This is a genomic window from Bowmanella sp. JS7-9, assembly GCF_004329715.1.
Lineage (GTDB): Bacteria > Pseudomonadota > Gammaproteobacteria > Enterobacterales > Alteromonadaceae > Pseudobowmanella > Pseudobowmanella zhangzhouensis.
In genome coordinates this window covers 229,565-246,209 of record NZ_JXSY01000018.1, presented here as the reverse complement: position 1 = coordinate 246,209, position 16,645 = coordinate 229,565, and the positions used below count along the sequence as shown (strand labels likewise).

The following is a 16,645-nucleotide window of genomic DNA, read 5'->3' as shown; positions in this document are numbered from 1 at the left end:
CAATGACAATGAAGTATGAAAACAAAATCAATCTACACCGCGCGGTTAAAGAAATTGAATCTTTATTGGCACATGAACTGGGCCTATCGGACGCTAGTTTTTCGTTGGTTATTGGCGCTGCGACGGAAGAAGGTTCAGATCAAAAGGACACGTTGTTGTCACTGTCTAACGCTGGCGGTCGCGGTGACACGCTTATGCTGCTAATGGCTGGCGTGGCTGCTATGTCTGGTGCGGGTGCGTTTGAATCGGTGCATGAGGAATCAGACGTGGAAATCGACGATAACGTGGTTCCGTTTACAGGTGGTATGCACTAATGGAACGGTGCATCGAGTGTGGCAGCAAGCACGCTGACTATCTACCACACGATATTACAAATATGTACTACCACCTGAAATTTTACGAAACGCATCGACGCGCTTTGCAGTGGATTGATGCGTTCAGACACTGTGACCAGGGCATCTTTGATGACATTCAAAACGGGCTTTATGGGAAAGGTATCAATTTGTACGACCCCATACCGCTGAATGCTGAATTGCCGGATCATAGCGCCCATTAAATTGAGGGGTTAACTAGGTAAAAACATGAGTAACGAACATACCTTTATGCCAGATCCATTGCTAACTTTAATCGACGGAGCAATCGAGCAATTAAACAAGTCTATGCAACGCTCAGAACAATATCTGGATGAAGCGAAAAAGCTGTTCACCGAGGGTTATTGCGATAAGGAATTGCGTCTTGCTGCCTATCTTATGGAACAAGGCTACGAGGACTTGCGCAAAGTTAATGGCATGTGGTGCGGCACCATGCGAATGCTATTTACTCACGGCGTTTTTATCGATCTAGACCATACAGGCCAACGCGGTCGAATTTGTTTTGTTTCAAAAGCCTTTGCTTCGTTATTTCTCAAAGAGTGGGACGGCAAGACCTTACCCGCTGTTGGGGAAGATGGATGCACGGCAATTAAAGTAACACTACCTAACCATAAATAGAGGGACTTAACACCATGAACAACAAGATTCAAATTAAACTATCAATCGTCAATTCAGCGTCAAACGGTCGCTGCATTCAAGTGCAAGCTGTCGAGTCTTTGAAAAAAGGCACCAAGATGCACCGGTCACGTCAAATCAGTCTGGATAAAGTACCCGACCTGAAAAAAGCGTGGGCCATAGTAAATGGTTTCAACACAGAACTAGCCAAAGATTTTAACGTGGAGCCAGCGCAGCTACCGCCTACAATGGAAGATTTTTTGAAAATGCGTGGGCGCATGGATCTAATCGGCGGTGAGCGCACCACTTATGTTGGCTCACAAGCTGCCAACAAAGAAAGGGTTGGCTCTAGTGCGGCGGCTAACTACATCAACGATATGGCAAAGCTACGTGTAGCGATTAAATCAGCAATTGCTTTCCATGGTTTTGAACAGGTTATCGAGAATCTTCAACGTGGTTTGGACTACGCCAACGAGATCACCAAAGAAGAACGCGAGAAAGAAGCGAACAAGAATGCAATCTTGATGAAAACGGCCCGTGACATTTATACTTCTCGCCAACAAGGTGTTAGTATTCCACACATGGGCGCTGAAATTGAAAAGTTTGTAAAGATGGTTCAGGCCGAGGAAGAAAACAAAGCAATCATGAAAAGCAAAAGCCGTCCGTTGTATCGTTTGAATGGTACAGATTGGGATGGTGAGGGTAACGCGCCTGCTTCATTTAAGAAGTTTCTACGCGACTCAGGACAAGACCTAGAGGCATTGCGCGTTATGTAATCGAGGGGGGGACACATGCCCAAAATAGCATTTAGCGAGAGTGAAGTTAGCCGGGTGTTACTACCCAAACTGGCAAAAAAAGTGGTGTATACCTTTGATAATTTCGCAGGTCTGCAACTGCAATTGAGCCGAAAAGCTGACGGCAATGTGTCCCGCCATTTTCAACTGCGGTATCAGCGTCCCGTTTCCAGTGGGCGCAATGTTATTCGCATAGGCCAATACCCTGATCTGCCGTTGTCTGAAATCGAACAACGCTACAAGTCATTCATCAACCAGCTTAAAAGCGGGGTTGATCCACAAGTCGAGCAATTAGAACAGCGCCTGATTGCAAGCCGCGTCACCAATATGGCATTACTGAAAAGCAGTAAGAACAGCCTATTCAGCGTATTTGAACGGTTTAAGGATGATTGGCAAAACGCCGGTCGCAATCCTGACACACTAGCAGACTACAGCGCAGCACTGACTAACCATGTATTCCCTGTTTATGGCACCCATCCTATCAACCTGATTACACCGGTCATGTGGGATAACCTGATCATGGATATTGCCAATAATCAGAAGAAAAAGGGCGCAGCGCTTAATGCCCATAAAGCGGGGCGCGTGGTGTTCAGTTACGCAGTGGAACTAAACATTATCAACGCCAATCCGGCATTCGGTCGCAAAAAAGTATTAAACGAAGTGCGGTTACACCCCACCAAGCACTATCTTGGCTCGACGCAACTGCATACCTTTCTGAACGAACTTCATCAGCAAGACAGGCTCAAGCCATGGGTGAAAGTATTGGCCGAAGTTATGTTACGGGTTGGCGTGCGCTCTGACGAATGGACGCGCGTGCAAATGCAACATATCAATTGGCAAATGATGCGAATAGAACATCCTGCCGCGTGCATGAAAAACAAAGAACCGGCTTGGACGCATTTACCGCAGAATGTGGTCGAACTGCTGTTAATCCATATTCAGCGGATAAAAGAGCAGGTCGGCAAACTCACACCGGATATGTATCTGTTTTTCGATGTAGACCCTTACACGCCGTTGCCGCTACGTGGCAGCTTGACCGCAAAAGAGTTTCAAAAGGCGCATGGGTGGATGCACTTCACAGCTAAAATGTTCCGTAAAACTATCGCCACGCATTTGCAGAACCAGGGGGCAAGCAAAGAGGTGACAGACGCCATTTTGAATCACAAACTGGCGGTAGGCGTGAACCAAAGTTATCAGTTTGGGACGCTCTACCACCTGAAAAAAGAGTGGATCGAGAAATGGCAGGAACTGTTAGCCGCCGTAGAGCGCGACCCGCGCGCACTGGTGCCAGCTAACGAATCCCAACTTGATACCGGTTTGCTTAGTAAAGTCGCGGGACTATTCGATTAGTCCTGCTTTTCATCCTTACCAAAGTATTGACGGCGATCTCTGCGCCACTCCTGTTTCTTCTGCAAGCGAATACCATCAACAGTTTGTTGTTCATAAGCCTGCTGTGCCTTTAGGCTGTTAGTAATAGACGATGTAATGATTTTCATATCTGGGTTATCACGGTTAAAGCGGTCAATCAGAGTCAGGGTGCCGTCCGACACAACATCATTACGACGCATTTCAAACTTCGCTAAATCCATCAACAAGGCCCGACGCTTTTCACGGTATTTGTTTTCTTTAAACTGAATCGACCGGCGTTCATACACATCGCGCATACGTTCAGTATTAAAGCCGCCAGCTTCGACCATCAGTGAAAGAATACCGGTGAAATCCTGAAACTCGTCTGCGGGAATAACCATGTTGCCAGCGCGAGTCGTCTGCCCATACACACCATGGCGGATTGGCTTAAACAAATCGCCAGCGCCGTTTGGCAGGAATTTTTCTACCCCTTTCATTGCCAATTCAGGATCGCCACCTTTATACCAAATGGCTTCGTGTAACATAGAGCCACCCTCAACGATATTGCCAAAGATATTGGTCAGTGGTGTCAGGCTGGCAAGCTGCTTGGCGATTCGCTCAAATGCGGTATCTTCTGGGTCAGTCTCTGCACGCCAAAGCATCGAATCCAGCCCGACGCGACTTGCCATATCTATGCCGAGTGTCGCGTTAATAATGCCTTTGCGTAGTGCCACGCTGGTTTTATCCGCAAAGTAATCATTCATGCCCAGTTCTTTAGCCACTGTCATGATCAATTCATCCACAAAACGCACATAGTTGTCTGGATCATCATCATCATCCAGAGCATCGTACAGGCCGAATAATAGTTCAAAGAACATACCGACCAACGGGATGCCAAACACCCCCGCGCCAAGCGCGTGCATACCAATAAATCCAATCAGGAATTTTTTAGCTTGCTCATCCCCTCTACGCGCGCGCATGGTATTTTTCACCATCAAACTAATCATGTTCACCGAGTAGGTTTTAAACATGAAGATAAGTTTGCTGTAATCCCCGCGCGTCCACATGCCACGGTTATGAGCCGCATAATTGAACTGTGTGCTATCAATCGCTTTGGCAGCAATTTTATACAAGCGTTCTTCTGACACTCTGGGGTTGCGCGCCAGTTCTAATCGAATAGTCATTAACGCGGTTACTTGGCGGTTTAACACTTCGGCGTTGTGGAACATCGAACCCCACGCACGCAAAATGGCTTGCCCACGCTGGCGGTTGTGCCATGTGTAATCCTTGGTGTCTGTGTCGGCTGTCTGCCCGATGGTCAGTGATTGGGTTACGTCAATTTTGCCCCGATCCTGCAATAGCTTGATCATCTTCACTTCCATTTCTGACAGGTTCTTATTGTTGTTGGTCACATCAATAATCGAGTCAACCTGCGACACCGTTTTCCATATCCGCTTCACACCTTTGCCTTGTGCCAAATTCAGGCTAGACCCCAGTGCGTCAGCGTAGGCTTTAAACATGGCATTTTTGGTATTGCGGTAGCCATAGATAGAACCCAGATACGGCACGGAAACCAACGGCACTTGGGTCATGTTCACAGTGGCAGCGGCCACACTGCCACCTAGCAGGTAGTGGAAACCAAACCCACTTAGCCACGCAGAGATCGCAGAGCCATTAGGGTTCATTGTCTTATCATGACGTTCTTGCACAGAGTCAGCTACTTGCTGCAACAGAATATTATCGCGGCCAGTCACATCATCAGCCAACTTGCGCATGTTAATGATCTCCGCTTCCAGTTTGTGTTGGTACTGGATTTTGGCGGCACGTTGTACGCTATGGTAAATCGTGTGCGCGTAGGCACGGCGCTGGTCAGCGCTGGCACCTTTGACGCGGTTACGGTGTATAAAGTGTTTAGCCGCTGACGCTTCCGGCAATGAATCCAACATCACCTGATAAATCTGGTCGATAAGCGCATTCTTCGCGGCCCCATCTGACAGTTTTTCAAACAGCGTTTCCATTTCATTGAATTCATACACCAGTCCACCGCTATGCTCCGGTAACTGCCCCAAGCGCGCACGGGAATTTATGCTTTCCACTGCCCCCAGGATTTCTTTACCGCTTTGCCATACTGACGTTTGGCCGCTGGATTTTACTTTCGCTTCAACTTTGTATGATGAATTCCACCCCTCTTTTTCCATGGCCTTTACTTCGGCTTCGGCTTCTTCCAGTGTTTCGTGGCGCGTCACCATAAAGTCACGGCCCTTATCCTTGGTCGAAGTCACAATGTAATTGCCGGTACGGAAAAGCGGGAAGTAATCACCGTATTGCACCGCTTTTTCAAACTGAAGTTTCACCTTATCAATCAGTGCGGTTTTATGTTTGTTGTCACCCTCTAATTCAGTAATGCGTTTAATCAGGTATTCTTTCGTCTTATTCCACATCACTTTGTAGTGTTCACGCACATCAAGGTAAAGCTGCTGCGCTTGCGGTGAATTCTTGGCAAGTGTTTTCCACTCTTTATGCAAATCCCTGTAGACCCGTTTCAGGTCAATCAGTTTCTGTTCAAGATCGCCCTTATATTCACGTTGACCCAAGCTGCCCCCTTTCGGGTGGGCCTGCATATCCAGTTCAATTTGTGCGATCCGTGCCTTTAGCGACTGAACGATTTTCTGATCAACAAATGCAACATCCGGTGACAACTGGCTCATAGTCGCGTTTAGCATAATATGAGACATACGGCGTTCTTCATCGGGATTGGTTTTTTGCAGGTCAGCCCAACGTTCTTCTACGTGCTTTTCGGCATACTGCAATGCCTTGGCTTTGTATGCCGCATAGGCTTCTGTCAGGTCGTAATAACGTTGCAATGCACCGTTAGTCATGTGGTCGTATAGATCCGCCATTTCAGAAAGCGGTAATACTTTGAGTACCTTTTCACGCCCGTATTTATCCATCAGCTTTTTAAAGTAGGATTTCACTTCGCTACTTAGACGGGACAAATGATTAGAGCGTTTGCGGCCACCCTTGGACTGCTCTGATGGGTTTTCGTTAAGATCATAATGCGCGCTGCCGCCACTACTCTTACTCGTTAAGGCGATATAGTTTTCAATCATAGCCAAGTTATCTGGGTCGTTAGCCATGGCATCCAGCAAGTCATTCGCACCAACAAGCGCGGCGTCCAGCCATGATGGATGCGTACCCTCTAAGCTGAACAACATTCGTTTCACCCAGTCTTTAAACCGCTGCAACAGCGTCCGGCCTTTGTATTTCTTTTGCGCCATAAGGTGTTGCAGATTAGGGTCGGTCAGCGCCCTGACAAATAACTCGTCTGGAGTGTTTAAAGCCTCTTTTAGCCAGATTGGCTTATCTTTGACGGTTCCAAACGCTAGGCTAAATTCCCGCCACAAATTCGTAAACTGTTGCAGCGCTGCCGCCGCTTTAGGATCTCCCTGGCCTAACTTGCCAAAATTTTCAGGGTACGCGGCAACTGAAAGTTTCGCATATCGTGAAAGAACAACAGTGTGCAGCGCTTCATGCAAGAACGTGCCATAACTCAACCCTCTTAGCTGTGTCCCGTCATTCAGCTTGGCATTAAAAAGGCGCATACGAATTTCACCATCTTTAATGTCTACTGCGCCATTCGCATTCCAGTGACCATCATCATCAATAATCACGTTTGCGTTACTTTTTGATGTGACTAATGAATTAAGTTTTTGCACTAACGCTTTTATTTCTGGTGGGGCTAATTTTATGAGCGCTTGTAAGGCGGGTTTTAATTTCCCTTCACCACGCAAAATCGCTTCCACTTCTTTAGGTAATTTGGCGTGCAGCGCGTCAACAGATAGCGGTGTTACTTCGCCTGTTTTTGTATTATCAGCCGGTATTAACGCTTTTGAACCAACCCCCGCCCCGATTAAGCCAGTCGATATTAGTGATAATCGACCAATCATCCCCAGTATTTCGCGGCGTTGATGGTCTACTTCCTCATTCTTATCCCAGAATAGGTTTTCGGTATTCCAATCATCCCCGCGCGCTTCAATACCGTTAATACGGGCAAATTCTTCGAGCGCACTGCCAGTCAACGCAAACGGGGTTTGCTCTTGGAACAAATCAAAGATTTTGGTGGCCTGTTCTTCGGTCACTTCAATTGATACGGCTTTCTGTCCGTTACGCCACGCTACTTCCCGTCCGAGAATGGCGCTCACTTCTTCCGACGCATAGCGCTTACGCAATGCCGCGTTACTAACTGGCACCACCATGACCAACTGTGTGCTACCGCTTTTTTCAACCCGTGCAAAGCCGAAGTTATCAGCGTTGCGAATACCAAAGGAACGTAAGGTCGCGTCTTTAGTTTCGTTCAGATAACGGAACATGCTAGGCGCATCGGTGACGTACAACTTATCTTTGATGCCATTAGCGGGGTCAAAGTCTTTTGGCAGCAAAATGCCAGTCTCGTTCTGTCCCTTTTGGGTGGTGAAGTTAATTACCTTGCCACCGTCGATTTTAGAGAATGCTTTGATCAGGTTGCCGGTCAGAATGTAACGCTGACCCCGTTGCGGCTTCATGTGTTCAGTATCAAAAATATTTCGCAAGCCCTCTGGCGGTACGTGGTTCATATCCACCACTTTGAACGTGCCGCTGCCTGTCATAACTTGGCTTGCGTTAATGTTCACATGGCGCAGAGGGTGTGCCAGTGCCAGTTTGATTTTGAATTTACCAGGGGCATACGGATTGCCTTTGCCGTCATTGGAATGCTTAATATCCGTAACCATCCCATGTACCATTTCACCGTCGATTTCCAGCTTAATCGCAGAGCCAAGGCGCAAACGGTTATGTAACAGGTGTTTTAGTTCCTGTGCGGCATTCATTTCTTTAGCCTTGCGCGCTTCGATTTCCCGTAAGGCGTCCTGTAATTCCTTAATTTTCTTATCCGGCTGCCCGTGTGCGCGTTCAATCGCCTTAGTCGCATCAGCAATGCGCTGTGCATAGCGCTCGTAGATATAGGTTTGGAATGCGTTGGCAAAACTATCAAACAGTTCAGCCCCTGCTATCCTATCCAGTGACGAGCGAAGCTGCTGCATTTCTTCACCGGACATTGGCTTACCCTGTGTTTTCACATCGGCATTGTTTAGCTTTATGTCACGGTCAAAGGCATTGGTGTTATCCCCTTCTTCCAGTATCTGTTGCTCATCAATCGTTGCATCCAGATCCATTTCAGTTGTTTCCAACTGGAAGTTGCCGGTTTGTTTTAACTGCGCCACATATTCTTCATACATGGGTTCCACTGCGGCAAATAATTCTTCCTGTTCTTCTGTAGGCAATACCGCCATCTTGCCCGTAATGTATCGGGCCAATTCTTCCCGTTCATTCAGTCCAGTGGCACTTAACCCCAACTTAATCAAAATATCTGGGTTTTCGGATAGGTACATACGCATGATTTCATCACCGTAATGGTTGAGCATATCCAACCCATCCACAGAGGTTGCAGAATCGGTATTAGCACTGGTGTTCGCATTCAGGGAACGGCTTTTGCCGCGCAGTACCGCAGCGGGACGCTTTTCACTGGGTAAGTCCAGCCACAATAATTCGTAACTGGGTAACACCACCTGTCCGGTACGGTTGATCCGTCCAAGCATCTGCATGAATACGTTAATATCAAGCGACGGTTGCGCCACAATCATGTGGCGGGGGTTTTTGTTGGTAACGGATTCTTTTTCTGACGCATGAATCGACAAACCGGTGGAGCCAGCACGGTTAAGAATGAGTACACCAATCTTACCTTTGTTAAAGTCGTCCACGATTTCACGGCGCGGCTTATCACCATATACGTTGGCCTTGGTGTTAAACACCATTTTGTCTAAATCCAACACATTAGTCCGGCCAGTTAATTCACCACTGGAAATACCGGCGTCAGTTAGGCGTTTACGGATATAATCAATAGGCGAAACCGGCAGTGCATCAAAGTCTGTTGCGGCCACCATATCCCTGATCTTTTCAACATGAACCTGCAAGTGATAAGGCAGGTCGTCAACGTGATAGTAGATTTTTTCTGTATCGCCGTTAGGTTTTCTTTCCGTCACTGACATAGTTGAACGCAGCGCGTGTTCAAACAACGTTGAAAAGCTGTAGCCCTCAATACTTTCGCCCGATGAAATCATGTTGTCGTCCATGTACGCTTTCATTATTGACTCCATCGTGGAGTCAAGCGCAATAACCGGTGAATAGGGTTTACCGCTTTTCGGGTCAATTGTGTTAACCATATCAATTGCGCGCTGTGCCACGGTTTCCGCTTTAATTGCCATGGTCAGGTTGCGGATATAATTATGCACCACCGACGCAAAACTATAGGGGTTTAGCTGTTCAATGTTGCTGGTGCCGATGAGTTGTGCGCCTGCCTTAATCTTGTCATTTTCGTCTTTGATAAAATCCTTAAACTTATTAGAAAAGGCAATCAGTTCTTGCAGGATTCTGGCTGAACTGTCGTACAGCTTGACGTGCGTATCGCGGTTTTTCTTATCAAAGCGATCTTCAATCGTGATCCCCTCGAAAGAACGTTCACGGCGCAATAATTCGCCGGATTCGGTAAGCATGGCCGCCAACAGGGTTTGCATCTGGATGCCACCTGCTGACAACGCATCTTGCAATTCCTGAATTGAGTTAGCCGCATCCCCTAACGAAGTACGGAAATACAAGCCCAGGTTATCGGGGCGTTTGGCAAACGTAGCCGACAAGTAGGTAATGCCTTTGGCATCCCGCACTACCTGTCTGAAATAATTGCCGGTTTCAGACGATTCGCCTGACGCTTCATGCGCTTCATCCAAAATTAAAAAGGCATTCTCCATCACGCCAAGCAATGCCCCTTTACGTGCCGACTGCATTGCAAACTGGGAGTAGGTAGCCATGATCATATTGAATGGGAAAGCACTGCTGCCAATTTCAGCCTGACCTGCATTCATACGTTTCAGGTAGGTTTGATGTTCTTTCTGTTTCGGTGATTCTTGGTGTGTAACCGTCTTGCCGCCGTCTGTTTCAGAGGTGATACGTTGACCGCTGTTCATTATGTATGCGTTGATTTCATTCGGTTCTAAGCCGATTTCCAGCAAGTCAAAATACATATCGGTAAACAGGTTTGGCTTGGCGGTGATAAATACCGGTAACAATCCCTGTTGCATGGCGAAGCGAATCATACCCGCAGCCTGACGGCCCTTACCTACCCCCGTCTGGTCAGCAATGATAATGGCTTTGCCGCCGTTAAAATATTTGTCGATTGCCAGTGCGAGTGAGTCTACCTGCAAGCCCATGAAATTAGCTTTGGCAAACATATCGTCCACGTCTTTGTAGCCAAGGTGGTAGGCAACATATTCGTCCAGATCGCCTACGCGGGAAATCAGAGAAGCTAACGCAGCCTGATTCTGTTTTGCCATATTGAACGGGATGAGTACCCCATTATTGCTACCGCGTGAGCCGGTTTTATATGCGGCCTGATAGTCGTTTAGACGCTCGACGGATTGCAGGTTTCTAAGAATAGAATCAAGGTGGGAACCGCCTTTAGTTGGTTCTTTATCAGGTTTTTGTGAATCGGGGTTATCCCGTTTATCCAGTTTTGTGTTTCCTGCAACAGATCCAGTTCCGGCACCAGTGTCCGTTCTATCTCCGCTGCTATCGACCACGCCAGTTCCATTGGCCCCATCATTTCCATTTCTTCCGGTATCAGGTACGCCAGATTCTTTTGTGGATTTATTTCCTTTATTTCCTTTTCCAACTTTCTGAATAGTCCCTGCATTATCATCTGGCGCGATATTGGGGCTGATACTGGCATTTCCATCGCTAACATAGTCAGCTTCGACGGCTCGGTGATCCCACTCGTGGGAATCCAGAAATCCGTTATCGTCCAGTCGCTGTTCAACGGCGTTGAAAATATCATTAGCAGTTTCGCCCTTTACGCGGTCAAGTTTGGTGGGGGCATAATTATCGTTGTCAGTAGTACGACGCCCAGAAATAATCACGACCTGAATCGGCCATGCGGCCCCTTGGCGCTCGTAAACTTTACCGTCAACGTCAAAGTGGTCGGCAACAATATAATTATTGTAGAGCCAGTTCAAGAAAACGCGGCCTTTACCCTTAATTTTCCCGTCGCGCGAACTGCCCAGGATTAACGCTGCCCGACCAGAATCTGCCATCGCCTGTAACTGACGCGCTGCGATAATGTGATCCATATCAGTTAACGTGTAATCCAGTCCATCAACCCCAGTCACCGTGTACGATGTATCAGACGGGCCAAACGGCGGATTCATAATTACAACGTCTTGCGACTCTGCTTCTACCAAGTCCTCAGTAACCGCATCCTTGGACAGTACGTTAGTGGCCCCTGTGCGTCGTCCAGCACTCAGACCAGCCTTGCCAATCTGATTGACTCTATCGGGCATGATCTCGTTAATGGTCAGGTTGTTACCCAATTCCACCAGCGGCAACAACAGCCCGTTACCCGCTGTCGGCTCCAGTACCTTTTCTTCATTGACAGCATCACCAAATTCAACCTTGCCGCCAAATTCTTCTGTCCACATGCCCAACGCACGGTTAATCAAAAGTGATAGCGGCAGAGGGGTTGAGAATGCCTGTAGGCGCTGACTTTTGCCGGTGCGTACATTCAACTTTGGTTGTGCATTATAAAGGTTCTTCGCCTTTTCCATCACTTCATCAAACGCTGCACGGTTCCAGCCTGAACCAACGACTTGCAGGCGAAGCGCTTTATACATGGCCCGTTCTAAAATTTCCTGCGCGTATTTTTCCATTTCATAGGTAACGTCTTTCGACTTAATACCCATTTTCTTGGCGATATACATTTTGAAACTAAGCGCATCATGCGGTAGGAAACTTTTAGCAGATTCGTGCATAGTATCGACGGCATCATCAAACAGGCTCATAAACAGCGCCTGTTCCATCGCTGGCTTATCCACTGAACTGTCGTCAACGGTTTCAGGTTCCCCGTCCACATCAGCTTCATCTTCCAGCATCGAGTCCAGATCAGTCAGGATCTGTTTAGCGTCGTCAGATTTCGTCATATCCGCTGTATCTAACCCAGGATAGGCGCGCGTCCCTTCCCAGAAAGACAACAGATAAGGCTTAATGTTTTCGCCAAAATCTTTCACCATCTGCGCGGCGTAATCTTTAAAGTTACGCATACCCGCTTCCACGTAGTAGCCGGTTAGCGTCATACCCGCCGTAAACAGTTCAGGGTCAATACCACTATTGGCGCGACCAGCCATAATCGCGCGGATCTTCGCCTTGGCTTCTTCCGCCTTATCTTTAGTGAAGATTTTATTGTTATCGCCGTTAAACAGTTCCGTTCTTGGTTCAGGCCGCGTACCGAAGCGGGGGCGTCCCGCACGGGTTTGATTGTCAATATCTTCTTTTTGGCGTTGTTTAGCGGCAATCAAAAAGGTTTTAAGTGACCCCTCTTGCAGTTTTTCACGAATAAAATCCTTTGATACTTCGGTAAGATTTTCAAATGCCTGCTGGTGAGGGCCACTGTCTTGCAGTATGTCATCCAACACGGTTACTTGGTCGTTAAATGCCTCGCGCAACTTACTTATCAGTGCATGAATACCGTTTAGTTCACCGGTTGAAAACAGGTCATTTACTACGCTATTAGTTGTTGAATCTGGGTGGGTCGTTTCAAGTAGGAAATGGTAGTTTTGTTCCTTAACATACTCTGCCAATTCCGCTTCTTCCGCAGGGGTTAATTGGTCAGATTCTTTAACCGGCTGTAATTTGAAGTCAGGATTTCTAAAGTAGTAATTTTTCAGCTTCTGCAACTTGCCAAAAGTGCTGACTTTATCGGTTTTTTTAGCTACAGATTTCTTACCAGATTTTCTGCTGTTTTCATTATGGTTTTTAACTGCTTCCCATCTTGCTAACAGGCGTTCATAGTTTTGATCGGCCTGTTCCCTTGTTGCAGCGTTGGCAACTTTAGCCGCTAAGTGGTGAACATCATTTCCAACATGAACGTTAATGCCTGACACCGCAATCAACCGTTCTAAAAAATCAGCGGTATAAATAAAGACGGTACGGCTACCATCAGGTGCCTTGCCAATCCGCACGTCTTTTAACCCTGCGGTATGGGCAGCTAACACCAGTGCATCAGATACTGAGGGATGGCGCGTTTTCAGGTAATGAACACTTGCACCGTATTGATCATCAAAACGATGGACTGTCACATTTTCGTGTGGTTCAAGGGGTTTAACTAAACGCAATTGGTAAATAGGCTTACCGCTTGACCCATCCTTTGATTTTATGACCGCTGCAATACCAACCAGCCCATTATCAACAAGCGCTTTCCAAGCGATTTCACGGGATGGAAACGGTTTTCCCTTGGCTGAAAGTACAACGTTGTTGCCTGAAAAGTTACTAATTACCAACTTATTGCGCGGGTCTGACGGGTGCAGTAAGTCACTGGCTGTATTGGCTGCCGCCTGTTCGTTGCTTAGTTCTGGGCTGGCATCAAAGTTCGGGTAGTGATCTGATTCACCCTCAATGGTAATGCCATGTAACTTCATTGCTTTCTCGGCCAGCGCCTGAGAACTAAAGCCAACACCATAATATTTTTCGGTAGAAAGCTGATCTTTAGCATCTGTTTTAACGATTTTTTCTGCTTGAGGGTCAACTGTTTTAGCAATTTCCCACAAGTGATCTTGATGCTTAATGCTGTCGTCTTTAACGTAGAAGATAGCGCGGGGCGGTTTATCACCTTGTTGCTGACCATGCCCTTTTTCAAACAAATCCCGCATCACCACAACACGTTTCGGATTCCATGCGCGCACTTTGGTCAACTTCCACTTGTGCAGCTTCCCTTTTATCTTCTCGACAAACGACACCTTTTGCAGATCATGTTTTGACCTGGCTTTTTCAGCGTCGGCTTCACTGTCGAATTTATTTTGTGTCTTACTGCCAAAGTTAAACGGTTTTGTTTCTTCGGCAGGCGCTGACTTTTCTTGCTCGGTTTCAGTTTTCGCAGTAGTGGCCGGTAACTTCGTATCGAGATTAGGCATTATCATGGCACCGCCATTGACACTAATCCCGTGCATCTTTATCGCCGCTTCGGCTTTCTCTTGGCTACTGAAAACCACCCCTTGCCGATTATCGCTTGGGCTGACTTTCAATAAACGGGCCTGCGGGTCAACTGTGCGCGCAATATCCCAAAGCTGTTGCGTTGCAGCTTGGTTTTCAGGAATGAAGATAGCGCCCAACGTGCCTTTGTAATCGGTGTAATCGTCTACCGTAACCTGCTGCTTACCAGACCAAGGCGTGACCTTTTTCAGTACAAACGATTTACGACCCGATTTACTTACAAACGTTGTTTTTTCTAAGCCGTTTTCCTTGCGCGCTTTTTCCGCTTCGGACACTGAATTAAACGTATTGCCGGTATGGCTGCGAAATTCCGTGTCGTTTTCTTTCAGCTTTTTGGCTTTAGGTGGGGTTTTGGCCGGTGCCGGTGTTTCGCCGTACAACTGTTTTTGCAACAGAGCGACTTCTTGTTTACTCATCTGTGTGCTGGTTGCCAAGAACTGCCAACCGGCTGAATCCTGTTCAGGGATTTCTTCTGGGTGATTCTGGTAATGTTCGCTGTAGTCCAGATAATCTTTGCTGTAGCGTTTTTCATCCAGCGCACGTTGCGCTTTTTGCTGCCCAGGTTTAGACACTTGCTGATTGTAAAGTTTATACAGACTGTTGATTGCATCTGCGCCTTGTTCGTAGCGCTCACGCAATTGTTGTTGCGCATCTGGCGTCAATCCACCAAAAAATGCCTGTGTTTCTTCATCAAAATTGATCGCTTCATCAAACGACCTGCCCTGTTTTGAATGAGAGCGTAAGCCGTGCAGGACAGTATGTGCCGGATCTTTCTGTATGTAATCCACGTCATTTTGTGTATTCCACTCTGCCAACCCTTTAACCAGCGGATCGGTAATAGTCGTGTCAACGTCACTGTCTGACGGTGCAAAGTTCTGTTCCGGTAGTGTGGTAGTGGCGTTTGCTTCTGGCTGTGGTGCTTGGTTTGCTTGCGTGGACTCGTCCAATACCGGATCGGATTCAATATTCAGCAAGCCGCGTGAATATTTATAGGCGGGTGACTGGTCAACAATACCTGTCAATTTTTCAAGCAGGTAATCGTCCACCATATCGTCAGTGACATTGCCACGCATGGACTCTGCATCTTTCATTACCTGCGCGGTATATTCAGGATCAAGTAAGGTGGCCTGCTCAACCAACTGATCCATATCTGCACTAGGTTGCGAAGCTGGCACCGTGATATTCAAAGTGCTGGTCTGCTCCCCCTCTGTTGCCCACATTGGATCATTGGCCGCACCCATCGGGTCACGCATTTGAACAGGATTCAACAGCGATTCAATTTCCGCATTCAGTCGGTCGTAACGCTGTAGCAGGGCTTGGGTGGCAGGATCGTGTTGTGGCTGGTTAATGTTCGCCACATCATCCTGCAACTTCGCAAGACGCTTTTCTTCGTTCTGCAAGGTCAGCAAATCAAACGCTAAACCCTCGTCAGCCAGTTTGTCCAACGTGCGCTTGTGCTGAACACCTTGCCACACGTTAGCTGCACCGCGTAGCTGCGCACCCGTACCGGCACCACCTAACGCACCATAGCCGCCTTGCTTAAATGCGTCCCACCCGTCAAAGCCCTCTACGGTTCCCAAAGTACCGGCAGTGTATTCTAAGCCCTCTTGCAAGAATTCCGTTCCCGCTTCGACACTCGCCGCCGCGCCAACTTTATGACTCGCGTTTTTCGCAATTGCCAGCTTAGAACCACCGTCAACCAAGTCGTCTGTGACACGGGCAATATCGGATGCGCGAAGTCCATCGTCCAATCCAAAGGCTTTATGTGCGCCCAAGCGTTCCAGTGCCATGACACCAGCGGTAAACGGCGCAACCGACAAGTAATCTTCCCCAGTCGGATTGACACGGTTGTTATTTCTCGCCCGATCTTCTGCCAATCGCTGTTCGGTTGACGCGGCAAACGCATGAGGGGCATAGACGGCAGCGGCCATTTCAGGCAGTGACTGAATCATCTGCTCATTGATAAAGCCGTAAACGTTGCCAAACGTTACCCCACCTTTTGATTCGAGCAATTCAGGAGAGTATTCAGGCTGGTAGTCCACCAAATCACGGGCCTTATCACCCCAACGGTTCAGGCTGGCAGATACCCGATCCGCACGCTCATCGCCGCCGCCTAACGATTCTGGCAACGCTCGAATAGCCCCGCCCAACGCATTACCGGTAATCTTGGATAAGTTACCTACGAAGTCAGTTGCCGCATTCCCCAGGTTGCGTGCTTTCGTTTCCAGAAAGCCCCCGTTATCTGGGTTTGCAGCGGCCCAGATTTCAGGCGCAAGCTGTTGCATCAACTCGTCGCTTAACCCCAGTTTTCGCCCAGACGCAATAATGTCGTAAGGGTTAGTCAAATCGTAATCTTTAAACGGATTGGCTTTGTTCGGCATGTGCGGTTAACCC

At 47.7% G+C, this 16,645-nt stretch carries 5 protein-coding genes; 4 read left to right on the top strand and 1 reads right to left on the bottom strand.

Going from position 1 to position 16,645, the window contains the following annotated elements:
• Positions 1-2 precede the first annotated feature (2 nt).
• The 4 genes from TK45_RS10640 to TK45_RS10625 all read left to right on the top strand — a co-directional run bounded on the left by TK45_RS10640 (position 3) and on the right by TK45_RS10625 (position 3,130).
• Positions 3-314, top strand: a complete 312-nt coding sequence (locus tag TK45_RS10640; RefSeq protein ID WP_131258635.1) for a hypothetical protein — start codon at positions 3-5, stop codon at positions 312-314.
• Positions 315-581: 267 nt separating this feature from the next.
• Entirely contained in the window at positions 582-989 is a 408-nt protein-coding gene (locus TK45_RS10635) for a hypothetical protein (protein WP_131258634.1), read from the top strand.
• A gap of 14 nt (positions 990-1,003) precedes the next feature.
• Positions 1,004-1,762 carry a hypothetical protein gene (locus TK45_RS10630; RefSeq protein ID WP_131258633.1) on the top strand — a complete coding sequence of 253 codons (759 nt, stop codon included), beginning with the start codon at positions 1,004-1,006 and terminating at the stop codon, positions 1,760-1,762.
• 15 nt (positions 1,763-1,777) lie between these two features.
• Entirely contained in the window at positions 1,778-3,130 is a 1,353-nt protein-coding gene (locus TK45_RS10625) for a tyrosine-type recombinase/integrase (RefSeq protein ID WP_131258632.1), read from the top strand.
• On the opposite strand, the gene TK45_RS10620 is transcribed toward TK45_RS10625, so the two are convergent.
• Entirely contained in the window at positions 3,127-16,632 is a 13,506-nt protein-coding gene (locus TK45_RS10620; RefSeq protein ID WP_131258631.1) for a PLxRFG domain-containing protein, read from the bottom strand. The two genes, TK45_RS10625 and TK45_RS10620, sit on opposite strands and share 4 nt — an antisense overlap.
• Positions 16,633-16,645 lie beyond the last annotated feature (13 nt).

Bases quoted from the DNA above. Each gene is read 5' to 3' on its own strand.
- TK45_RS10640 (WP_131258635.1), top strand. From the start codon at position 3: ATGACAATGAAGTATGAAAACAAAATCAATCTACACCGCGCGGTTAAA.
- TK45_RS10635 (WP_131258634.1), top strand. From the start codon at position 582: ATGAGTAACGAACATACCTTTATGCCAGATCCATTGCTAACTTTAATC.
- TK45_RS10630 (WP_131258633.1), top strand. From the start codon at position 1,004: ATGAACAACAAGATTCAAATTAAACTATCAATCGTCAATTCAGCGTCA.
- TK45_RS10625 (WP_131258632.1), top strand. From the start codon at position 1,778: ATGCCCAAAATAGCATTTAGCGAGAGTGAAGTTAGCCGGGTGTTACTA.
- TK45_RS10620 (WP_131258631.1), bottom strand. From the start codon at position 16,632: ATGCCGAACAAAGCCAATCCGTTTAAAGATTACGATTTGACTAACCCT.